The 24002-nt window shown below is 63.3% G+C and carries 9 protein-coding genes; 5 read left to right on the plus strand and 4 right to left on the minus strand.

Annotation, left to right across the window (positions count from 1 at the left end):
- The first annotated feature begins 18 nt into the window (after positions 1-18).
- The 4 genes from AruPA_RS11565 to AruPA_RS11580 are packed head-to-tail and all read left to right on the plus strand — an operon-like array spanning position 19 to position 5883.
- On the plus strand, positions 19-1155 hold the full coding sequence (locus AruPA_RS11565; RefSeq protein WP_265636857.1) for a thiolase family protein: 1137 nt from the start codon (positions 19-21) through the stop codon (positions 1153-1155).
- Positions 1155-3515, plus strand: coding sequence for a 3-hydroxyacyl-CoA dehydrogenase/enoyl-CoA hydratase family protein (locus AruPA_RS11570; protein ID WP_265636858.1), 2361 nt, complete (start codon positions 1155-1157; stop codon positions 3513-3515). Before AruPA_RS11565 ends, AruPA_RS11570 begins: the two co-directional genes overlap by 1 nt.
- Before the next feature lie 21 nt (positions 3516-3536).
- A complete protein-coding gene (locus AruPA_RS11575; protein ID WP_265636859.1) occupies positions 3537-5321 on the plus strand; it encodes an acyl-CoA dehydrogenase C-terminal domain-containing protein in 1785 nt (594 codons plus the stop codon).
- Positions 5302-5883 carry a nucleoside 2-deoxyribosyltransferase gene (locus AruPA_RS11580; protein ID WP_265636860.1) on the plus strand — a complete coding sequence of 194 codons (582 nt, stop codon included), beginning with the start codon at positions 5302-5304 and terminating at the stop codon, positions 5881-5883. The genes AruPA_RS11575 and AruPA_RS11580 overlap by 20 nt, the downstream gene beginning before the upstream one ends.
- On the opposite strand, the gene AruPA_RS11585 is transcribed toward AruPA_RS11580, so the two are convergent.
- The 4 genes from AruPA_RS11585 to AruPA_RS11600 form a co-directional block, all read right to left on the minus strand.
- On the minus strand, positions 5863-7590 hold the full coding sequence (locus AruPA_RS11585) for a serine/threonine-protein kinase (RefSeq protein ID WP_265636861.1): 1728 nt from the start codon (positions 7588-7590) through the stop codon (positions 5863-5865). The genes AruPA_RS11580 and AruPA_RS11585 overlap by 21 nt on opposite strands.
- A gap of 1 nt (position 7591) precedes the next feature.
- Entirely contained in the window at positions 7592-10744 is a 3153-nt protein-coding gene (locus AruPA_RS11590) for a CHAT domain-containing protein (protein ID WP_265636862.1), read from the minus strand.
- 128 nt (positions 10745-10872) lie between these two features.
- Positions 10873-18309, minus strand: a complete 7437-nt coding sequence (locus tag AruPA_RS11595; RefSeq protein ID WP_265636863.1) for a filamentous hemagglutinin N-terminal domain-containing protein — start codon at positions 18307-18309, stop codon at positions 10873-10875.
- 30 nt (positions 18310-18339) lie between these two features.
- The gene (locus tag AruPA_RS11600) at positions 18340-20118 is read right to left on the minus strand and encodes a ShlB/FhaC/HecB family hemolysin secretion/activation protein (protein ID WP_265636864.1); all 1779 of its coding nucleotides are present in this window, start codon (positions 20116-20118) and stop codon (positions 18340-18342) included.
- Between the two features lie 2048 nt (positions 20119-22166).
- Between AruPA_RS11600 and AruPA_RS11605 the strand changes: the two genes are divergently transcribed.
- Positions 22167-24002, plus strand: coding sequence for a type VI secretion system Vgr family protein (locus AruPA_RS11605; RefSeq protein ID WP_265636912.1), 1836 nt, complete (start codon positions 22167-22169; stop codon positions 24000-24002).

Consider the following 24002-nt stretch of genomic DNA (forward strand, 5'->3'; position numbering starts at 1 on the left):
CAGGAGCCAGTCCCTTCCATGATCAAAGCTGTCATTGCCGGTTATGTCCGTTCCCCGTTCACGCCCGCCCGTAAGGGCGGCCTGACACGGGTGCGTCCTGATGAAATGGCCGCGGACGTGGTGCGTGCGTTGGTGGCGCGCAGCAAGGTCAACCCAGCCGATATCGAGGATATCATTGTCGGCTGCGCATTTCCCGAGGCCGAGCAGGGGCTGAACGTGGCGCGGTTGATTGCGCTGCTGGCAGATCTGCCGATTACCGTCGCAGGCGCCACGGTCAATCGGTTCTGCGGCTCATCGATGTATTCGATCCATATGGCGGCGGGCTCAATCGCGATGGGCGCGGGCGAGGCGTTCATTGCGGCGGGTGTGGAGAGCATGACGCGGGTGCCGATGGGTGGATACAACCCGATGCCCTCGCCCGCACTCTATGCGAAAAACCCCGCGGCCTACATGGGAATGGGTGATACCGCCGAAAATGTCGCCCAGCGCTGGCAGATTACCCGCGAAGCACAGGAGGAGTTCGCGCTGTCGAGCCATATGAAGGCATCGGCCGCGCAGACGGCGGGGCGTCTGGCCGATGAAATCGCACCGATCACGCTAAGCAAGGCAAACGCGACCCAGGACGAATGCATTCGCCACGATGCGTCGCGCGAGGGGCTTGCCGGTTTGAAGCCGGCGTTCGATGCCAATGGCACCGTAACCGCGGGTACATCCTCGCCGCTGACCGATGGCGCCTCAGCGGTACTGGTCTGTTCGGAAGAGTATGCGCGCACGCATGGTCTGGCCGTGATGGCGCGTATCGCCGCGGTGGCGGTGGCCGGTTGCGCGCCGGACATCATGGGCATCGGTCCGGTCGCGGCGTCGCGCAAGGCGCTGGCGCGGGCGGGAATCACGGCGCACGAGATCGATGTGGTCGAGTTGAACGAAGCTTTCGCCTCGCAGGCCTTGGCTTGCATGCGCGAACTTGAGCTTGATGCCGCGCGCGTCAATCTTGATGGCGGGGCCATCGCCCTTGGTCATCCGCTCGGCGCGACCGGGGCGCGGATTACCGGCAAGGCGGCGCAACTTCTCCAGCGTCAGGGCGGGCGGTATGCACTGGCAACGCAGTGCATCGGCGGTGGGCAGGGCATTGCCACGGTGCTGGAGGCGGTTTGATGTCCGAAATCAAATCGGTTGCGGTGATCGGCGCGGGCGTGATGGGCGCGGCGATTGCCGCGCATGTCGCCAATGCCGGTGTGAAGGTCATGCTGCTGGATATCGTCAAGCCTGGCAGCGCGGACCGCAATGCGATTGCCAAAGGGGCGATCGAGCGGTTCAAAAAAATCGAACCGGCGCCGCTGATGTCACCGAAGGCGGCACGACTGATCACGCCCGGCAATACCGAGGATGATTTCGCGCGTCTGGCCGAATGCGACTGGATCGTCGAGGCGGTCATCGAGCGGCTCGATGTCAAACAGGCGCTATATGCGCGTCTGGCGGCCGTACGGAAACCGGGTTCGGTGGTGTCATCCAACACATCCACGATTCCGCTTGCCGAACTGATGCTGGCGATGCCGGCAAGTCTGCGGCCGGATTTCGTGATCACGCATTTCTTTAATCCGCCGCGCTACATGCGATTGCTCGAATTGGTGACCGGCGCTGAGACGCATGCAGAAACCATCGAGGCGATCACGCGTTTTTGCGATGTGATGCTCGGCAAATCGGTGGTCGTGTGCCGTGATACGCCAGGCTTCATCGCCAATCGGATTGGAACCTACTGGATTCAGACGGCGCTGGTGCTGGCAATGGAGATGGGCCTCGAAATCGAGGACGCTGACGCGATCATGGGCAAACCAATGGGGTTTCCGTCGACCGGCGTGTTCGGGTTGATGGATCTGGTGGGGATCGATCTCGGGCCGCATGTCAACGCATCGCTCGCGCGCTTGCTGCCGCCAGGAGATGCGTTCCATACGATGAATCGGGATATGCCGATGATCGGGATGATGATCGATCAAGGCTATACCGGGCGAAAAGGCAAGGGCGGGTTTTATCGCCGCAGCGGCCGGGGGACAGAGGCGTTGCGCGAGACGCTGTCGCTCAAGGCGGCAGCCGGCGGCGTGCTGGAATGGCGCGAGACCGCGAAATCCGACATCGCCGAGGTGAAAGACGCCAAAAAGGACCTGAAGAAACTGGTGGGCGCCAAGAGCGTTGCAGGTCAATATGCCTGGGGCGTGCTCGGACGGGTTTTGGCCTATGCGGCGGCACTCGTACCCGAGATTGCCGACGACATCAGCGACATCGATGAGGCCATGCGGCTGGGCTATACTTGGAAATACGGGCCGTTCGAGTTGATCGACAAGCTTGGCGCGGCGTGGATTGCCGAGCGGCTGGGTGCGCTCGGTATTGCTGTACCGCCGATTCTCGCAAAACTGGGTAGCGGCAGTTTTTATAAAACCGTCGACGGCACCTTGATGCAGTTCGACAGCGCGGGCACCTATCGCCCGGTGCGGCGGCCTGCGGGCGTTGTCCTGCTCGAAGATATCAAGCGCGGCCAGAAGCCGGTGCTGACCAACAAATCGGCGTCGGTGTGGGACATCGGTGATGGTGTTCTGTGCTTTGAGTTCCACTCGATCATGAATTCGCTGGATGGCGATATTCTATCGCTGCTTGATAAAACAATTGCACTGGTAGCCAAGAGTTATCAGGCGCTGGTGATCTATACCGAAAATCTGCGTGCGGGACCGGGGCGCGAGAATTTCTCGGTCGGCGCCAATCTCGGACTTGCGGTGTTTGCCGCGAATTTGCGGATGTGGGGCAAGATCGAAGGAAGTATCAAGGACGGTCAGAAAACCTACCAGGCATTGCGCTACGCGCCGTTCCCCGTGGTCGGTGCGCCGGCGGGACGCGCATTGGGGGGCGGTAGCGAGATTTTGCTGCACTGCACGGCGGTGCAGGCCCATGCCGAGACCTATATCGGGCTGGTCGAATGCGGAGTCGGGCTGGTGCCAGGGTGGGGCGGATGTGCGGCGATGCTGGCGCGCTGGCAGACCCCGAAGGACACGCCAAAGGGGCCGATGCCCGCAGTAGCCAAAGTGTTTGAGATGGTCTCGACCGCAAAAGTCTCGACCTCGGCGGCGGATGCGAAGGATTTGAAATTTCTGAAACCTGACGATGGGATCACGATGAATCGAATGCGCGTGTTGGCGGATGCCAAGGCGTTGGCCTTGGCGAAGGTGGCAGGCTATCGGCCGCCCGAGCCTGTCGTGCTGCAACTGCCAGGAGAATCCGGCCGGGTGGGATTGGCAATGGCGGTGGCGGAATTCCGCAAGAAGGGCATCGCCACCGCGCATGATGTGACGGTTTCGACCCATCTGGCACGGGTACTGACCGGCGGTGATGCGGATATCATTGATCCGGTGAGCGAGACCGATGTGATGGCGCTGGAACGCGAGGCCTTCATGGCGCTGTTTCGCACCAAGGAGTCTCAGGCCCGCATCAAGCATACGCTGGAAACCGGACGACCTTTGCGTAATTGATCCAACCGAACGGAGAGACAAATGCCGATCTACAAAGCGCCGCTGGAGGATATGCGTTTCGTGCTGCATCAGTTGTTCGATAGCAACGAAATTGCGGCACTCCCGGGTAATGCCGAATTCACGCCGGACTTGATCGACAGCGTGCTGGAAGAGGCCGCGAAATTCTCCGAAGGCGTGTTGTTCCCCCTCAATCAGTCGGGCGATCTTGAAGGCTGCACCTATGAAAACGGCGTGGTACGTACCCCCTCCGGCTTTAAGGACGCCTACAAGGCGTTCTGCGAGGGCGGCTGGACCGCGATGGCGGCGGACCCGGAATTCGGCGGCCAGGGCATGCCGGTGCCGGCGGCCATGATGGTCGAGGAAATGCTGTGTTCGGCAAACGTCGCGTTCGGGCTCTATCCCGGTCTGTCGCATGGCGCGTATGTGGCGCTCAACCATGCGGGCAGCGACGAGCAGAAACGAACCTATCTGCCCAATCTGGTGTCCGGCAAATGGTCCGGCACGATGTGCCTGACCGAGCCGCATTGCGGTACCGATCTCGGCATGCTCCGCACCAGGGCGGTGCCGAACGATGATGGCAGCTACAGCATCACTGGCAACAAGATTTTCATCAGCGCCGGTGAGCATGACCTGACCGAGAACATCATTCACCTGGTGCTGGCGCGACTGCCGGATGCGCCGGCAGGGGTGAAGGGAATTTCGATGTTCGTGGTGCCGAAATTCCTGCTGCGCGAGGATGGTTCGATAGGGCCTCGCAACGGTCTGCAATGCACCGCGATCGAGCATAAAATGGGCATCAAGGCGTCGGCCACCTGTGCCATGAGTTTTGACGGCGCAACCGGCTGGATGGTGGGTGAACCGAACAAGGGTCTGCGCGCCATGTTCACCATGATGAACACGGAACGACTTTCCGTCGGAATCCAGGGGCTCGGTGTTGCCGAGACAGCCTATCAGAACGCGGTCGCCTATGCGCGGGACCGGATTCAAGGTCGCTCTCTGACCGGCATCAAGGCCGAGGACAAGCAAGCTGATCCGATCATGGTCCATCCGGATGTGCGGCGCATGTTACTGACCATGCGCGCCTACATCGAAGGCTGCCGCGCGCTGGCGGGTTGGGTGGCGCGGGAGCTCGAGATACTCGCGAAATCGGGCGATAACGACGCAAAGCAGGCAGCGGATGATTTCGCCTCGTTGATGACCCCGATCGTCAAAGCCATGTTCACTGATCTGGGCTTCGAGATTGCCTCGCTGGCCGTACAGACCTATGGCGGGCATGGCTATATTCGTGACCATGGCATCGAGCAATATGTGCGCGATGCGCGGATTTCGATGTTGTATGAAGGCACCAACGGCATCCAGGCGCTCGACCTGGTCGGCCGCAAATTACCCCAGGATGGTGGGCGTTTGCTGACGCGCTTTCTCGATCCGGTGCTGGAATTCATCGAGGCGCATGAAGACAACCCGGCGCTGGCGCCGTTCCTGCCGCCGTTGCAGCAGGCAATCGAGCATCTGCAGATCGCGACCGGTTTCATCATGGAAAATGCCATGTCGAACCATGATGAAATCGGTGCCGCATCGGTCGATTACCTGCGGCTGTTCGGGCTGACTGCCTTTGCTTTCGTCTGGGCACGGATGGTCGCGATCGCGGCGCCGAAAGCGGAGGGCGAGGACGCACAATTCTATCGCGCCAAGGTGCAGACGGCAAAATTCTTCATGGAGCGCCTGTTGCCCCAAACCGGCGCCCTGCTAGCAGCCATCCAGTCAGGCTCGGCGACCATGATGGAGTTTGACGACGCTGCCTTCTGATCGGGCGATCACGGCGTATCTGGCGGGACCCGATGTGTTCCTGCCGGATGCGGCCGCACAGGCCGCGCGTAAAATCGCGATCGCAGCGCGCTATGGCATTGTCGGGCTCGCACCGCTCGATGATGCCAGCACGGCGGCGATGACTGAAGATCAGGCCTGGCGCGCTATTTTTCACAAGGATCTCGCGATGATGGAAGCCAGCGACATCATCATCGCGAATCTCACGCCGTTTCGCGGCGCCTCGGCCGACGCCGGCACGCTGGTCGAACTCGGTTGGTTTTTCGGACGCGGCAAGACGGTGTTCGGCTATTCCAACAGTGCGGTGCCGTTCGCCACGCGCAGCCGGGCGCAGGCTGGGCGGATCGCCGATGATCTCGCCGGGCTGATGCATGAAAGCTTCGGCCTTGCCGATAATCTGATGGTGGTGGGCGCCGTAATGTTCGGCGGGTCCTGCCCGGTGGTGCTGCCGCATGAGGGCGAGGAACTGGCGTTCGACTCGCTGACGGCGTTCGAGCGTTGCGTGGCGATGGCTGCGCGCCGGTTATTTCTTGACAGTATCTAACACGATCGCGGCGGTGCGGATCGTGGCCCCCTGCGCCCGCAAGTTTGCCAGCGTGGCCCGCAGCGCGGGCAGGAACGTTTTCACGTCGCCCGATAGCGATTTCGGCATGGTGTTGATCGGCACGGAGCTTGCGATGGCAAGGATCATGTCGCGACCGAAGGGTGCCCCAACGGCCCAGCGCGCGGCGGCGGATTTGCCGAGCACAAGATGATCTGAAGCCGCGAGCAGCGTCGCGGGCAGGGCCGGGCTGGGGTACAGGCGATAGGTCGCACCACTGCTCGAGATGTAATCAACCTCTGCGTAACCGGCGAATTTTGGCAGATTTAGATCGACCACAATATGCTGGCCGGCAACCAGACGGGTGGCTTGGTGCTGAAGGTGCAGATGCAGGCGATCGGCGGCGAACGGCGGCGCGTCCGCGCGCACCGCATCGAGCACACCGCAATAGGGGCCGGTGAAGGATTTCAGCGCAAGGGTGACAGGCAGGGGCGTGAGGGCGCTGGTTGCGGCAGCGTTGAGCGCCTGCCGCTCACCGGCGCCGACGAGGCCGGTCAGCGCCGCGCCCGTGCTGGCTATTGTGCCATGCAGCAGAGTACAGGAAATCGGGGCGATCGCGGCGGCGAGTTTATGGCGCAGCATCCCGAGGCTCGGCGGCGGTGCCGGTGTGGCCGGGGGCACAATTGCGGCTGTTTTCGGTGGCGCGGCCGCATGCGGTGCGGGACGGCGCGTCACCACGAAGGCGACGAAACCCGCCGCGATCACCGCGGCACCTGCAAGGCCGATGATCACGCCGGTACGACGGGGGCGCGCGGCCGGTTCGTTCGCAACGCGCATCGTCGCGCGGCCCGGCGTCGCGATCATGGTGGCATCGGCGTCATCGGCCGTGGCGGTCGCATCGCGCAGAGCCTGAGCGAAATCGCGCGCACCGGCAAAGCGATCCTCGGGTCGTTTCGCCATCGCGCGGCGCACCACGGCATCCAGCGCCGGGGCGACTGAAACGGACAGGGCGGAAGGCGGCGGCGGCTCGGTGTTCAGCACCTTGTGCATGATCGCGGTAACCGAGCCTTCGAAGGGTTTCTCGCCGGTCAGCAGTTGATACAGCAGCACACCCGCGGAATAGATGTCGGTCCGCGCATCGATGGTCTGACCCATAAATTGCTCAGGCGACATGTAGGAAGGCGTGCCGATCATGGTGCCGGCCTGGGTCAGGCTCGAGCTTTCGATCCGTGCCACGCCGAAATCTGCCAGTTTTACCCGGCCATCGCGCGTGATCATGACATTGGCGGGTTTGATGTCGCGATGAATCACACCGTTGTCGTGGCTGTAGGCAATGCCGGCGAGCAGTGATTCCATCATTGCCACGGCATCGGGCGGCGTGAAGCGGTCGCCACGATCGAGCAGGAGTTTCAGCGTATCGCCTTCGACGAATTCCATCACGATATAAGCCAGCGTATCGGTCTCGCCATAATCGTAGACGCCGACGATGTTGGGGTGGGTGAGCCGCCCGGCGGCCTGCGCTTCGCGCTTGAAGCGCAGCAGATCCTCGGCCCCCTCGGTTTCATCGATGCGGTCCAGCCTTACCGTCTTGATCGCGACGCGCCGGGTGATGATCGGGTCGAACCCCTCGAACACCACCCCCATTGCGCCACGGCCCAAAGGACGGACAACATCGTATTTGCCGAGCGTGGTGGGATCGTCCCCCGCCATCTCAAAAAGACCGTTTCGCTTGACCGACCGCCTGATAATTGGCCAAATTGGGCGCGGGCCGCCCGCCATCGCCAATGACCACGAAGGGCGCCCAGTAGAACGGATCTGCGACGCTGCTCGGCACGCCGCCTGACCCGGCGCTGTCGATCAGGGCGAGCTGTGCGCTGCGCAGGCTGGATGCGGCACCGCCATCGTCAGCGGCAGCCACGTGTTCGAGCGTGGTCGCCACCAGATAGGAACTGACCTGGTCGTTTACCGCCCATTGCGTCACCATCAGCGCGCGGGCACCTGCAAAAAAGAACGATCGCGCGAGGCCCGACAGCGCTTCACCGCCGGCCCGGCCGTTGCTGCCACCGGTGTTGCAGGCCGACAGGATGACGAGATTGGCGTTGAGATGCAGGTTCGTGATGTCCGAGGTCGTCAACATCGCGCGTGTTGCGGATTTCGCGCCCTGCGGCGCCGATGTCACGATCGCGGGCTCCTTGGCGCAGGGCAGTTCGGAGGGCAGCAGTGCATGGGTCGCGAAGTGCAAAATCCGGTAATCCGCCAGATCGGCATGCTCGACGGCAGGCACCGTGAACCGCGCGCCTAGCAGTTCATCGCTGGTTGGGGCATGGAAAATTGCCTGAGCGGCGGCGAGTTCGAGTTTGGCGTATGGCAGCGGCGGCAGGCCCGCGAACAACTGCGCACTTTGACCGCACGCTCCGCCGGGGAAACTCGCCTCGGCCTGGGCTGGCGTGACGGGTTTGAAATCGCCGAAGCCAAACCACGGGCGCTTCGCACGGGAATTGCCCTGCACCGCGCGCAACGATACGAAATTCGCCGCCGCCGGCACGTAGACCAGTGTCATCTTGCGGATCAGCCACGGCGTCATGCCCAGGTTGCCGTCCGGGGTCGTGGTCTGGCCAGCCGCGACGGCGGGGCCGGTCGGCAGCAGGGCGAACGGCAACGACAACAGCGGGCCGGACGGCGCTACCACCATCGCAACGGTATGTTTAAGGGCGGGCGCAAATGGGGCGATGGTCGCCTGGTAGATCGCAGCGGCTTTGGCCATCGCAAACGGCGGCAGGCCCGATTGGGTCGGCTCTATGCTATGCCGTACCGCCTCGACCAGCTTAGTCATCGGGGCCTCACCCACGTCGGTCCGGGCCACCGCGATCCGGCCGTTCTGCAGCATGAACAGCCACGCATGATGCGGCGCGAGCATGATATCAAGGAACGCCTCGTTCGGGCGCAACTGCCGCATCACTGCCGCGACAGGGACCGACTCCTGCACCAACTGGCCGAAATTCGGCGCTGCCGCCTGCACCGCTTCGTCCGCATCGGCCAGTGCCCTGGTGGCGGCGGCGATCTTGGCATCGACGGCGGTGATCGCCGAGGGGCTGCCGGGCTTGGTTGCCTGAGCGGTGCCGTCGTGGCCGTGCACCAGATCATCCCGCGTGCGGTATAGCCGGGCGAGCGCCACCACGGCGTCCTGATGCGCCCTGATCGCGGCGGCAACCCTCGGATTATGGGCATCGGCGGCCAGACGTGCCGATGATTCAGCAATCTCCTGGCTCGTCGTGCTGCCCTGCGCGAGTTCGGCCATGGCGAACATTTCGCCATACAGCGCCTGCGCCGCGCCTGGCCGCGTCCGGGCCAGACGGTCGAGCGCCGACAGGCAAGGTGCGATCAGCCGTGCCGACGTGCCGAGCCGCAACCGATCCAGCAGCGTGACACCGGCACGGCATGCCGCGACCGCCGCGTCGTTGTTGCCGGCGCGCATCAGTACGCTACCCTGGAGCAACGCGGTATCGGCGACCGGGCGTGAGCCAGGCAGCGCCTGCGCGAACTGGCGCGCGGCGCTGGCCAACTGACCCACCGCGGCACTGGTATTGCCGGTGTCGCGATCGATCGTCGCGGCTGTCCGGTCGAGCCGCGCCTGCAGGACCGGCGCGCCGATGCCATTCGCCGCCGCGATCATCGAAGACAAGCGTAGCTTTGCCGCCGCCGCGTGCGGATGACCGAGGTCGGCTAACGCCACGCCGTAATAGCGCAAGGTCTCGATGACACCGAGCAGCGCCTGCTGACTGACCGGGCTGAGCAGCGTGGTCTGCTCGGTCAGAATCTGCGCCGTGCCGCTGTTCGCCGCGAGGCCAAAGCTCGAATCATTGGCGGTCACCAACGGGTGCGGCTGCAACACGGCCGCCGGCAGTAGCGCAGCGTAACCCTGCTCCGCGCGGGCCAGCAGCACCAGCGCACGGCGGTACCTGCGCCGGTTCAACGCATCAAGCCCGCGATAATGCAGCAGCCGGGGCAGCGCCGTGGGATCCGCCGCATGCGGTGCCAGACGCCGCGCCTGGGCGAACTGCGCATCTGCCTGGGTGTATCGCCCCTCATCCGACAAATTCAGCGCCAGATCGACCATCGGCGCCACAGTGTTCGGGTTGTCAGCGCCAAGACTTTTTTGCTGCAAAGCCAGCGCAGCGCGATAGGCCGTAACCGCCGCCGCATAATCCTCGGCCTGATTGGCGTTGTTGCCGACTTGCATCAACGCATCATAGTGGCCGATATCGCCCGAACTGAACGCTGCCGCCGCAAGCCGGTTTGCGAGCAATTGGTCAGACGTCGTGACTGAAACATCCCGCACGGTCGAGGGTGTGGCAACGCCGCTGACCAGCCCGATCGCCCGTTGCATCACCGGGAACGCCGGCTGCACACCATCGGCCAGCCAGGCATGGCCATCGATCAAAGCCGCCAACGCAACATGCGGCCAACCGCCAATACGTTGCGTGCACAGTAAAACCTCACCCGGATAACGTCCCAGCACCGTGGTCGGGTGCGGTGCCGCGCACTCATACCGCTCTTCCAGCCCGGCGCGCCACGAACCGGATGTCGCCAGCGCAACCAGCCCCGCCGCGTTCGTTGCCGGACCTGATACCACGCGCGCGCTTGGATGCTGCCAGCCACCGCAATAAACCAGAGCGCCACCCTTCGCCCGGCTGGCCGTACACGCCTCACCACTGCTGTTGTGGCCCAAGGCATACTGCGGTCCCGTCAGCTCCGCCGCACGATTGCCGGTCGCCTCATACGCACTCGACGGCGGCTGCGCACAACCGGCAAGGCCCAGCGCCAGGCCCAGCACGGCGATCAGGCCGATCGGGCGTGGTAACAAGATTCGAGGCAAGCAATGCCAGGGGGCTTTGCCAATGGGACCCCCGCCAGGGCAAGATCCCCTGACCTTGCTTGACGAAGTCTCATCACCGGGTCCGGTCGGGGTGAGGCCAGTGGCGCGCGCCATGGTCAGTAGTCCTTCGCGGCGACGCCGGGCAGGCGGACGTCGCGGTCAAGGTGCCGGCGCCGGGTCGGGGTCAGGTCGTAGTCCTGGATCGGGCTGGCTTCGGGCAGGGTCAGGATCGGCAGAACGGTGCAATTGACCGAGCCGATGATACAGGCGTTGAAGCGGTAGTTGGTGCCGGGTACCGGGACGACGATGCCGTTATGGGCGGCGGCCTGACCGGAAAGATTGCCGAGCGAGCCATCGAAATTGGTCTGGCCGGCCGCGCTGCCCGCCACGACGAGGAAGTGCAGCGCCATCTGGCCGCTCGCCATGCCGCCGCCGAGGCTGAGCACCAGGGTCGTGTTGGGGGCCAGCAAATCCGCGAAGGTTGCGCTGCCGGTGGAGGGCAGCAGCATGAAGACCCCGTCGGGCTGGTTGGCGAGGCCGGCGGCCTGGGCGATCGGGCCGGTATCGATGTTGAACGTGCCGGTTTGCAGCAATTGCTGTGCCCCGCCGTTGGTGACGCCCAGTACCGAATCGATGCCGGCGCGCGGCTGCACACCGGGTGCAATCGGTGTGGTAAGGCCCGGACCCTCGATGAAAAGGCCACCGCCCGCGGTTCCATCGAGCACGAGTTGGCCGGCGGCGGTGATGGTGACGGCGCGGGCCGTGACCGGGCCGATCAAGGTGAGCGCCCTGGCATCGTACAGGGAAAAATAGTGGCCGGTGTCGCTGAAACTGCCGAGCGTGCCGATCTGGTTGGTGCCGGTCAGTCTGGTGTCGCCGGTGAGGCTGCCGGTGGTCTGGATGAGACGCGCGGCAACAGCGCCGGTTTCGCTGACGCCGCCGCCCGCGACCGTGATGGTGCCGGGCGTCATGATGGTACCTGGAACGGCCAGACCCGGTGAGGTCAGAGCAATATCGGCAGCGGTGAGCGGGCCGGTGACGACGAGCGACGTGGTGTCATTCAGCACGAAGGCGCCATCGGCGACGCTGAAGGCGCCCAGTGTGCCGATCACATTGCTGCCGGTGAGGCCGGCCGCGCCGGCGCTGCTGCCGGTCAGCAGGGCCGGATCGATCGTGCCGGTTTCGGTGATGCTGCCGGTGCTCGCGATTGAAACGGTGCCGGGCACGGCGATATCACCGGGTATCGCCAGGCCGTCGCTGCCAAGAGTCGCGTTGGCGGCGCTGAGCGTGCCGGCAATGGTCAGGGGCGCGGTATCGAGCAGAACGACATCGTCGCGCGCAGCGAAATCGCCCAAAGCGACGATGGTGTTGGTGCCGGTCAGAGCGACGCTCCCGCCGATCAACCCATCCGACGTCAGGGTTTGGGCGCTGATCGTCCCGTTCTCCGTCACGCTGCCGGGGCTGCCGAGGGCGAGCATGTTCCGCAGGGCGAGATCGCCCTGGATGGCGATGGCGGCGGCGGTGAAGGTGGCGTTGGGCGCGGTGAACGGTCCAGCAAGGGTGAGGGGGGCGGTATCGTTGATGGTCGCGTCGCCAATAGCGGCAAAGCTGGCAATGCTGCCGATCCGGTTGGCACCGGTCAGTGCCAAAGCACCACCGGCGCGCCCGCGCAGGGTCGCGGTGTCGATCGGACCGGTCGCGGTGATGGCACCATTGCTCAGCAGGGCGAGCGTATCGGTGGTGATGGTGCCCGGCATGGTGAGGCCGGCGGCGGCGATCGTGGCATCGGGCGCCGTGAACGGACCGGCGATGGTCAGTGGTGCGGTATCATTGAACACGAACGGGTTGGCCGCGCTGAAGCTACCGAGCGTGGCAATGGTGTTGGTGCCGGTGAGCGCGACGGGCCCAACGATGGTGCCGAGACTCGTGAGCGTCGCCGCGGTGATGCTGCCGGGTTCGGTGATCGCACCGCTATCGCCCAGTGCCAGGATACCGGCCGTGACCGGGCCGGCGATGGTGAGCGGGCTCGCGTCCTGCAGGAGCAGGGCGTTGCCGATGCCGAGGGTGCCGAGTGCTGCAATCGTGTTGGTGCCGGTGAGTTCCAGCGCGCCCGCGCTGCCGCTGAGGCTGCCGGTGGTCAGGCTGCCGGTTTCTGTGATGCTGCCCGGTGTGGTGAGTGTCGTATTGGCGGCGGCGACCGCGCCGGCCAGCGTCAGGTTGCTCTGATCGGCGAGACTGAGCGTACCGGCGGCGGCGAAATCGCCCAGTGCCGCAATCGTGTTCAGCCCGGCAAAGCGGACCGCGCCGCCGATCGTGTCGATACTGCTCAGCGTGCCGGTGGTGATGCCGCCGGTTGCGGTGATCGATGCGGCATCGCCGAGCGCGAGTCCGGTCGGCGCGCTGAGTGAACCTGCGATCAACAGATCGACGGTGTCGTTGAACGCCATGCTGCCGGTACCGGCAAACGGGCCGAGGTTGGCGATGGCATTGGCACCCGTCAGCGAAACCAGCGGGCCGGCGCTGCCGGTCAGGGTGGCGGCAGTGATCGGGCCAGCCCCTATGATGCTGCCGGTGCTGGCGAGCGAAAGCAGGCTGGTCTGGATACCGCCGTTGATGCCGATGCCGGGGGCGGTGATCGTCGCGTTCGGTGCGGTGAACAGACCGTCAAGCGCGACCGCGATACCGTCGATAAGAGTGGCATTGCCCGTCGCTGTGATGCCGCCGAGTGTGGCGATGCTGTTGGTGCCGGTCAGCGCGAGCGATCCGTTGATGTCGGCCGCGAACGACCCCGCGGTGATGCTGCCGGGTTCGGTGAGCGCGCCGGTGTTCAGCGTGGCGCTGGCTGCCGACAACGGGCCCGCGATGCTCAGGGAACCGCGATCATCGAACGTGACGGCGGCTGCATCCGCGAAGCTGCCGAGTGTGGCGATGCTGTTGGTCCCGGTCAGCGCGGCATTGCCGCCGATCGTGTTGAAGCTCGCAAGCGTCGCCGCGGTGATGCCGCCGGTTTCGGTGATCGCGCCGCTGTCACCAAGGGCAAGCATGGTGGCGCCGACCGGGCCGGCGATGGTGAGCGCCGCCGCGTCGTTGAACACCGCATGATCGGTGATCGCGAGCGTACCCAGCGTGCCGATCTGGTTTGCACCGGTCAGGCTCAGCCCCGCGGCGGTGCCGGTCAGCGTCTGCGCGGTCAGCGTGCCGGTGCCGGCGATGGTATCGGTCGCGGTCAGGGCGAGCGACCCGGTGGTGATCGCGCCGGGAAGCGCCAGATCGCCAGCGATCAGGGCGACATTGGCGGCGCTGAGCGGTCCGGCAACCACAATCGTGCCGTTGTCGGTCAGGTCGAAATCGCCGTTCGGATCGATAAAGCCACCCAGCGTGCCGATGCTGTTCGATGCCGTCAGCAGAACCGCGCCGTTGGCCGCGCCGATCAACTGTGTGGCGCCGATCGGCGCCGCCTGGCTGATCGTGCCGGTACTCTCAAGATCGAGCATATGGGCGACCGCAAGCGATGCGTTCACCGCAATGCCGTTGCCGTGCAGCACGATGTCGGGGATCGTCAGGCTCAGCGCGGCGGCGACATCGAGCGGGCCGGACAGGCTGTTGCCGATCTCGAGCACGGCGGCACCCGGCGTGATGGCAGCCAGCAGGGGTGCGCTGATATCGAGCGTGCCGGTGCCAGCGCCACCAAGCGCGATCGGCGTACCCGCGACCAGAGGTTCGAAGGTGATTGTCCCCTGCGGCGCGCTGAACACGCCACCGCCGCCAAGCGTGATCTGGTTCGCGCTAACCGTGAGATCGGCGCCGGACGCCACCGCGATGGTGCCCCCTATGGTGGGTGTTGCGCTGTCAAGCAGCAGCAGCCCACCGCCGCCGGCGGTAAGGCCGGTCACCAGCCCGATCGCGTTGCCGGCATTGTCGAACACCGCGCCCTGGCTGAAACTGCCGGCAAGGTCCGGCGCGATCACCACGCCGGTGCCGTTGAAGCCGGTACCGGTCAGCGCGAGGGCGGTAGCGTCCAGCGCGCCGTTATTGATGATGCTGCCGCCCGCCAGCGTCATCGTCCGCGCCTGCAGATCGGCCGTGTCGGTGATTGCCGTGCGGCCATCGATGCCGAGGCTGCCGGCAAAACTGGGCAAGGCGCCTTCGGTCAGCACGCTGTCGGCGAAATAGGTGGCACCGGGGCTGATCACCTGTCCCACAACGATGTCCTGCGCGCCGGAGCCGGCCAGGGCGGCGGCGAAACTCGGCGCGATTGCGAGAGCGCCGGAGCTAGTGCCTCCGAAATCGACCGGGGTAGTCGGGCTGAACGGGGCCAACGCGATGGTACCGTTGGGGGCGATCAGCGCGGCGTTGGTATCGACGATCGTGCCGGCGACCAGATCGATCGCTTGACCGGTGCCGACCGCGAGCGAGCCGGCGAGGGTCAGGGCACCGGCATCGATCAGCGAGATGCCGCCCGCCCGCACCGGGCCATAAATGGTCAGCGCCGCCGCATCGTTCACAGCTAGGCTGCCGGCGATACCCAATGCCGCGATCGTTCCGATCTGGTTGAACCGACTGCCCAGGACGACATCGCCGCCGATCATGGTATCAGGGCTGGCAAAGGTCCCGGCCGCGAGCGTCGCCGTGCCGGCTTCGCCGATACTGCCGCCGCTTGCGACTACAAGCTGCCCGGCGATGGTCGCGGCCCCGGTGAACAGCATGGCGGGTGCCGCGATGCTGGCGTTCGGCGCGGTGAAATTCCCTGCGATGCTCAGCGGCGAGCCGTTGTCGTTGAGGCTGAAATCATCGGTCGTCGCGAAGGCACCCAGTGTCGCGATCGTGTTCGCCGTCCCGCTCAGCAGCATGTCGATGCCACCGATCGTGATGCCGCCACTGGTCAAGGTGCCTGCGGTGATGGTGCCATTGCCGGCTTGATCGACCCCGGCACTACCCGCCAGTGCCAGCACGCCACTCACCGAGATGGGCTGATCGATGAAAATCCGGCTACTGGCGAATGTCGCCGCACTCGCCTGCAACGTGCCCGCTATCGTGATCGGCGCGGTATCGGCGAGAGTGAAGGTGCTGGCCGCCGTAAAGCCGCCGAGTTCGCCGATGTTGTTGGTCCCGCCGAGGTTCACGGCGCCACCCGTGATGGTGCCGGCACTGCTCAACACATCCGCGGTAATGCCGCCGTTCGCGGTCTCACTGATCCCGCCGGAACTGCCCAAGGTCAGCGGACCGAAGCCGGGGCCCGGCGCTATCGTCAGCGGAGCGCCGATTGTGATGCCGGCGGCGTTGATCGTCGCACTGGCGGCACCCACGCCCGCATCGAGCAGCAAGGCGCTCGCGCTGTCATCGAGTGCGAGACTCCCGCCGGCGGCGAAGTTCTCCAGCACGGCGATCGAGTTTGCCGCGTTGTTCAGCCCGACGTCGCCGGCCGCGCCGCTCAGCGTGCCGGCGGTGATGACGCCGAGCGCCGATTGCGTGATCGATCCCGTGGTGCCCACCGCCCCGTAACTGTCGAGCACCAGCGTATCGGTGGTCGAAACCGCACCATCGATCGCGAGGCCGTCGGCAATAAACGTCGCATCCTTCGCATTGACCGGCCCCGTGATGGTCAGGGGCGTACCCAAAACATCCACCACGGCCCGGTCGTCGACAGCAATGGTTCCCGTGGCGGCGAAGCCGCCGAGCGTGCCAATGGCGTTACTGGCGCCCAGCGCGCGCGTGTCGTTCAGGAAAACGTCGCCACCCACTGTGCCGCCGGCCGAGGTGAGCGTCGGTGCCACGACATAACCGCCGCTGGCCTCGGTGATGCCGCCGCCGGACAGCATGGCGAGCAGCGTGCCGGCGGTGACGATATTGCCGATTTCGATCGTGCCGTGGCTGCCGGGGTCGAGCACGGTGATGTTGGCCGCATTGACCGCCGCACCGATCGACAGCGTCCCGGCCGCGTCGATCTCCAGCGATCCGCCAACCTGCACCGGGCTCGAAATCACCAGCGACCCGCCCGAGGCCAAGGTGACCGGGCTGGTATCGGCCATCGCGATTGCCGATTGGACCGAAAGTGCCGAGGTCGCGGTCAGCACCACCGTGCCGGTCAGCGCATTCAGAACGCCCGGATCGACGTAGGAAATCGTGTTGGTATCGGTGCCGATCGTGGTAACGCCGCCGAGCACGGTGGTCCCCGCGGCGGTGGGCCCGGTGCCGACCACCAGCGTCGCGGGATCGAGCAGGATGGTGCCGTCATGCCCATGGGCGGCGAACACCGTCTCGGTACCCGACAGCGCAATGACCCCATCGCTCGAGGTCTCGATCACGCCGCCATGGCCGACGCCCTGTGCCGAGATCACGCCGTTCTGGGTGGTGCGCCGGGCGGACAGCAGTGTGATGCTGCCGCCGGCGCCGGTCTGTGTGGCATCGGCCGCAATCGTCGCGCTGGCCGCGATACTGACGCTCCTTGCTTTGGGCGCGGTTCGGTCGGCGGGCCCGTTCACCGCCCGGGCGGCATCGGTTCCGAGTGCAATCACGCCCCCGCCGGCGCTACCCGACGCATCGATCCGCGCCGCAGGCGCAACCCGCACCGCGCCGGTGGCATCGACCGCGATGGTGCCGCCGCCGCTGCCAGGCTGGGTGCCGCGCGCGAGCAGGCTGCCGGCAACCTGCAGATCACCGCCGATGCCGGCAATGGTGATGGCCCCCTTGCTCTGGCCCACGCTGTCAGCCTGCACCACGCCGCGCACATCGAGTAATTGCTGAATAACGCCATCGACCGCCTGCGCCGTCAGCGTCACGGTGCCGCCGTTCGCAATAATCAGACCCTGGTTGGTCACCAGCGCATCGACCACGCGGCCGCCCAGATCGACCTTGCGCACCGCCTGCGTCACATCGATCGAGACCAGCCCATCGCCGGAAATATCGAGCGTGAAGGTCGAGGCGCCCGCCAGAATGACGTGGCCGAGCGTCGCGGTGATGGTGCCGCGGTTGATCACCTGGGGTGCCACGAAGGCGGCGAGCCCGGCCTGTTTCATCGTGATCGTGCCATCGTTCACGATGCGTGCACCCGGCTTGGGTGGCGCATCGAACACCATGTGCCCGGCCATGAAATTTTTGGCGGAAATCCCGGCGGTGCTGACCACCAGGCTTTCCGCGTTCACCTGCGAACCGGGTGTGAACACCACGCCCGACTGGTTCATCAGCACGATCTGGCCGTTCGCGTCGATCCGGCCGGCGATGATCGAGGGGTTGTTCGAAATCACCCGGTTCAGCGCGATCGCCTGCGCATTCGGCTGCTTGAAGGTCACTTTCGCGGCCGAGCCCACATTGAAGCTCTGCCAGTTGATCGCTGCACGATCGCTCGACTGCGTGATGGTAACACTGCCCGGCGCCTGCGCGATGCCGGCCTGGCCGCCAACCACCTGTCCGCCCTGCGGCGTCGTGTTCGCGGGCAACGCCGGCGGATTGGCCCACACCGACCCGCTCGCCACCAATGCGGCGCTCAGCGCGGTTGAGGCAAGCAACAATCGACGCCGCAACGCGCGGTTCGGATCGCCGGTATGCTCATTCATGAGGTGCCGCCCTGATCGATCATCTGCCCATCAATAGCGTGCTAGCACGCCCCAATAAACCGCGGTGCCGGATAATGGGGGCACGCCGCTGTTGACCGGCTGCAACCGTGTCACGAACCGGTGAACCCCCTCGATATCGAACTCCAGCGTGGCGGTCAGGCGCACCCGCGCGCCGATGCCGGCCGAGGCGAGGCGATAGTTGTTATGGGTCTCGCCGGGCAACAATTTATCGTTCTGCCAATTCTCGCCGTAGTCGTAAAATCCGTAAACCTGGGTGCCAAGGTTAATCTCGCGGCCGAACGCGGTGAAATCGACCGGCGTGTTCAACTGCACCTCGGCGCTGGCATAAAGCGCCTTGTCGCCGGTCACCTCACCCGAGTAATAGCCTTGGGTGATGCGGTTGCCGCCGAGGTAGAACTCCTCGGACGAGGGCAGGACGTTCGGCGTATATTGGCCACCCAGCGCGCCCTGCAGCGCCACAGTGGCGCCGGCGAACGGGCTGAACAAGGTCTGGGTGCGCTCGATCGCGCCGTCGAGCTTGAAAAACGTGAACGTCTCCCCCACGCGCCCGCCGTTGGTCCGTCCGTTGGCCGAAGCGCCCAGGATCGACACGCCCTTCGAGAGCAGCAGCGATGCGGTGGTCAGCGCCACGCGGTCCCCGCCCAGCGCATCATCGGTGAAAGCCTCGTTCAGTTCGAACCGGATGGCGCGCACCGAATCGCTCGATGTCGCCATCTCGCCGCCCCCGATGCCCGATGCGCTGTCGATCAGGTTCTGCGTGCCATCGAGGCTGAGCTTGGCCGCCAGCGTATCGCCACGCCGCAGCAGCAGCGGATAGGTCGCGTTGATCCCGAACACTTCGAGATAGGCTTTGTAGCCGATTTCGCGCAGCACCCCGCTCGGCTGCGACCGCCCGGCACCGGCGTAGATCCCGATCCGCAGCCCGCGCGCGCCGACAAAAAAACTCTCGGCCGCCTGGCCGAAATTATTGGTGCTGCCGGAGGTATGGAACAGCGAGATCTGCGTCTGATCGCCCAGCGCCGTCACGCTGTTGACATCGGCCACCGCGAGCCCCTCTGCCGGGCCGGTTTCACGAAAACCACGGTTATCCGCAGTCAACAGCCCGGAGACGATCTGGTGGCGCACCTGGGCAATCAGGGTCAGCGCGCCGGGAGCGGCATCGTTGCGTTGCAGCACGGCGGTGATCGAGACGCCCGGGATTTCTTCGGCGAGCAGCAGCCAATGTTCGAGCGAAGCTTCGCGGACCGGGCCTTCGCGGGTCAGATGATCGAGGAAGTCCAGCACCAGCGAGCCGACCGGCCCGATGTCGCGCGACAGTTTGACGGTAACGATATGGCCTTCCGTGACAATGAAACGCAGATCGCCCCCGGCGTTGATCTCGGCCGACACCGCGGTCAGCACATAACCATGATTGCGGTACAGCGACACCAGGCGCAGCCGCGCCGCCTCGATGCTGGCGAGCGGCACGGCCGGACCCACCAATCGGCCAATGGTATGGGTGAGCACGGCCGCCGGAAACGCCGTCGCCCCGATCACCGCCGCCGAACGCACCGGCACGGCCGCATGCGGCACCGCCCCCTCCTGCCCAAGCGGTTGAAAATTCGGCAGCGACTGGCCGAGATTAGGCGGCGCCTTGGGTAGGATATGCGGGATCGGCGAAACTTGCGGCACCTGATTCAGCAACGCCGGCGAGGCCGCGGTCTGGCCATAGGCGAGGGTGCCGGTTGAGAGGCCCACCACCATGGCACCGAGCCCACGGCTCAGAATTCCCAAACGACGCCGTCTCATCCGCTCCGCCATCCCCGCCCTGTTAGCACAGTGATAGCGCATTCTGGCTAAAATATGAAGGCTCGGTAACCGAAATGGGAGAGCCTCATGTCCCGCGGGACTGCCATGATTATGGTTGGATACGGCACCGGCGGCAGCCTTGCGGTCCGTTCGCGGTCCAGCGGGCCGCGACGCCGAGCGGTGAACCTGCTTCGGCGGCATTGCCTCGCGCATGGTACCACAAGCGCGGGACGCGGCGACACAGTATGTTCGGCGTTGGCGGTGGTCGCGCGGTCCCGACCGATTGCAAACGAATTTCGCCAAAAGCCCACTCAATGCCGAATGCCGATTCTAGACTCGTACGCGTTCTCAGCCTATCGTCGTCCGGGCTGAAACAGTCATCTGCATATGGAGCGATTAAGGACAGGTCATGCCCTATCGAGCAGAGATTGAGACCGCACTGTGCGCCGCTGTCGAGAAGGAATCTGCCCTGGACGCAGCCGGATTGATTTTCGCTCATGGTGGGGTTGCGAATATTCTGCGCTACCCGGCCGCAGTGTCCGATCCCTACATTTATTGCACGGCAGGACCGGACATAAGGACCGCAGCCCCTGATCCACCGCTCTCAACGCAATGGCGAACGCCATGGACCCCGTCGGATAGCCGTTTTGATGCGCCTTACGATCCGAGCAAGGCGGAGAAGGCCGGTCCGCCGGGAGCCACTCATGATCTAATAAACGTCGGCCTTGACCTCGTGTTCAATTTTCTCTGTTGTTTCAAAACAATAACGGTGAGGTAATATTCTCTTCATATCTGGATGATGCGGCCGGCGATGACGATGTGCCTGTTGCCAAAGTAGATCGTTGGTATCCCAAGGTCGGTCCCCGCCCTCTGCGCTAAATGGGAATTTCGTGTGTTAAGGATATTGAGGTGAGCAAGACACGAATAAAAAACGAACATCCAAAAAAAATCCGGACGAAATATCTCTGCGCCCCGTGGCCTATTCCATTCTTTTTTTGGATTATCCCTGTTTTTCGTTGCGATGAACTATACAACAAATTTGCCGTATTTCGAACACTTTCGGGCGTCTCCGCTGTTTCTTATTTCCGTGACAATTTTTTTGGGTGGATCAAACTGTTATTTGCTTTAACCAGAGTTAATATCGCCCCTCTCGTAGCCACTCAACTGTTGGCATTAAGCGCCAATTTTGTTCTAAGATTATTATTTTTAGGCAATCCAAAATTCTTTGGGTTTACGTCTAATATATTTTACTACTTATCATTTGTCAGCTCCATCCTAAGTATTGGATTACTGACGATTTTCGGCGTTAAGATATGGATATCTAATCGAAACCTTCGTGTCCATTAGTTTGTTTCTTTTGGGCCGGCGAACTATGGGGAGACGGGTGCCATCATTTGTTAAGCTCGTTTAGTCCTATCAGCATGGTTAATGACGAGTGCGCGCCATATTTGCAATCGAGACTGTGCATGACAAGAGAAAATGTGAAAAAAAATATAGGTAAGACGTCTTCTCGGATTGTGGGCTGCTCAATTTGGTTTATTGGGTTGGCGCTTCTATTCATGACCTTAAATTACACTGTAAGCATACCTTACTTTGAAAATATGAGAGCATCACCGGTATTTTTGTTATTCGCCGCATTTTTTTTCTGGTGGATCAAACAATTGTTTTTATTAACTCCAACCGGATTTTTTCCGCTTGTTGCTACGCAGATACTTACTTTGATAATTAATTTCGGTTTGAAAATACTATTTTCCGATAACGCGCGAGTGCTTGGATATAGTTCCAAAGCATTATTCTATCTCACTGAATGTAGTTCGGGAATAAGTATAGCATTGATTTTTATATTCACATTTAGGGTTTGGTTTACGATAAATGGCGACCGTTCTGTTTAATTATTAAAGTTCCGATTTATTGTAAAATATTTTGATATAGAAATTTCTATTTCAAGAAAATCGAAGGCCAGGAGTGAGCCAGGCCGTTTGGAGATCGACCCAGGGTTGCGGTAGATTAACGGGAGGGCAGGTAGCGAGACACATCGTATCATGGATATGTTAACCGATCTTCTTAATATTCAGACACCGCTTGAGCCTGGCGCCTTCAAGTTAGTGCGCCTTGGCGGCAGGGCCGCTTTGAGCCGATGTTTCGACTATACGCTGACGCTTCGGACTGGTCTGGCGATGATCGATGTTGATCGGCTTCTGTACCAGCCGGTTACCGTTACGGTTGCACAAGGAGGCCCGCATCTTTGTTATCTGAACGGCATCGTGATTAGCATCACCCAGATGCCATCGACGTCAGTCGGCTCCGGTCTGTTGGGTTCCCAAGCTTATTGGGATTACACGCTTGTTATCGTCCCCAAACTCCAATTCCTCGATCAAACCCGTGACTGCCGCTTTTTCGAGAACAAATCATCCCTCGATATCGCCCAGCAAATCCTCCCCGAATTCGGCGTCACCGACGTCGAATACCGCATCAACGGCAACCCGCCCAGCCGACCCTACACGGTCATGTTCAACGAAACCTATCTCGGCTTTCTCAACCGCATCCTCGCCGAGGATGGGCTGTTCTATTTTTTCGAGCACAGCGACGGCAAGCACACGCTGGTGATCGGCAATTCCAACGCCGCCTTCAAAACCCTGCCGGCCTCGCCTCTCATGTTCTCCGCGCTCAGCGGTATCGAGGCCAGCGTTCACACCTGGCACCGTGCCGATGCGACGACGCTCGGCACCTCCAAGATGGGCGATTACAACCCCAACACCGCCTCAACCACCATCAACGGCGACGAGCCGACGATTTTGACCGCGCCCGGCGTTGCCAACCGCACCCACTACCATTGGCCGGGTTGGGCGCCCGACCCCGACACCGCCAAGACGATCGCCAAGCGGCACATGCAGGCGCACGAAGCGCGTGCCCAGGTCTATGAGGGCAGCGCCACCATCCCCGATCTTTACGTCGGCGGCCAGATCACCCTCACCGGCGATCCCACCACCGACGGCGGCGCCAGTGATTACGTGCTGATTTCCGTCGCATTGGCAATCAGCGATCAGGGCGGAGCGATGACCGACGCGCGCGATCCCGGCATCACGCTCTCGCTCACCGCCATCCCCGCCAAAACCCCCTGGCAGCCTATCCCGCTGCCAAAGCCCGCCATGGCTGGTTTCTATTCCGCAACCGTGATCGGCCCGCAAGGCGAGGAGATCTACACCGACGATCTCGGCCGCATCAAAGTGCAGTTCCCCTGGGATCACCGCAACGAGACCACATCCTCAGGCAGTTTCTGGCTCCGCGTGGTGCAGCCCTGGTCGGGCGGCGGCTGGGGCGCGCAGTTCATCCCGCGCATCGGCCAGGAGGTCGCGGTGACGTTTCTGGAAGGCGATATCGATCGCCCGGTCGCGGTCGGCGCACTTTATAATTCGACCAACACGCCGATTTTCCCGGCCAGCGACAAGAACAAGAGCGGATTCCGCTCCCGCTCGACCAAGGGCGGCGGCGCGGCGGATTACAATGAAATTTCGTTCGACGACACCAAGGGTTCGGAAATCCTGCTGTTCCACGCCCAGAAGGATCATGTCATCGAGGTCGAGAACGACCAGACCATGACGGTCGATGCCAACCGCACCGTCACGGTTAAGAATAACGAAGCGATCACCGTCCAGGGAACCCAGACGGTCAAGGTGACCAAGGCCGTCCTCTATGAATCCGATACGTCGATCACCTTGAAAGTGGGTGACAGCACGATCGTGATGGATCACACCAGCATCACGCTGAAATCGCTGATGATCAAGATCGAAGCCGAATCGTTGCTCCAGACCGATGGCAAGATCGCCCAACACAAGGCAGGGACGCTGATGATCCACAATGCGCCCATCATCAAGGTGAATTGA

The sequence above is a fragment of the Acidiphilium sp. PA genome (genome assembly GCF_026191915.1).
Taxonomy (GTDB): domain Bacteria; phylum Pseudomonadota; class Alphaproteobacteria; order Acetobacterales; family Acetobacteraceae; genus Acidiphilium.

What these genes read in the sequence shown, in the direction of transcription:
- AruPA_RS11570 (WP_265636858.1), top strand. Translation starts at nt 1,155, where the DNA reads ATGTCCGAAATCAAATCGGTTGCGGTGATCGGCGCGGGCGTGATGGGC.
- AruPA_RS11575 (WP_265636859.1), top strand. Translation starts at nt 3,537, where the DNA reads ATGCCGATCTACAAAGCGCCGCTGGAGGATATGCGTTTCGTGCTGCAT.
- AruPA_RS11600 (WP_265636864.1), bottom strand. Translation starts at nt 20,118, where the DNA reads ATGAGACGGCGTCGTTTGGGAATTCTGAGCCGTGGGCTCGGTGCCATG.
- AruPA_RS11565 (WP_265636857.1), top strand. Translation starts at nt 19, where the DNA reads ATGATCAAAGCTGTCATTGCCGGTTATGTCCGTTCCCCGTTCACGCCC.
- AruPA_RS11585 (WP_265636861.1), bottom strand. Translation starts at nt 7,590, where the DNA reads ATGGCGGGGGACGATCCCACCACGCTCGGCAAATACGATGTTGTCCGT.
- AruPA_RS11595 (WP_265636863.1), bottom strand. Translation starts at nt 18,309, where the DNA reads ATGAATGAGCATACCGGCGATCCGAACCGCGCGTTGCGGCGTCGATTG.
- AruPA_RS11605 (WP_265636912.1), top strand. Translation starts at nt 22,167, where the DNA reads ATGTTAACCGATCTTCTTAATATTCAGACACCGCTTGAGCCTGGCGCC.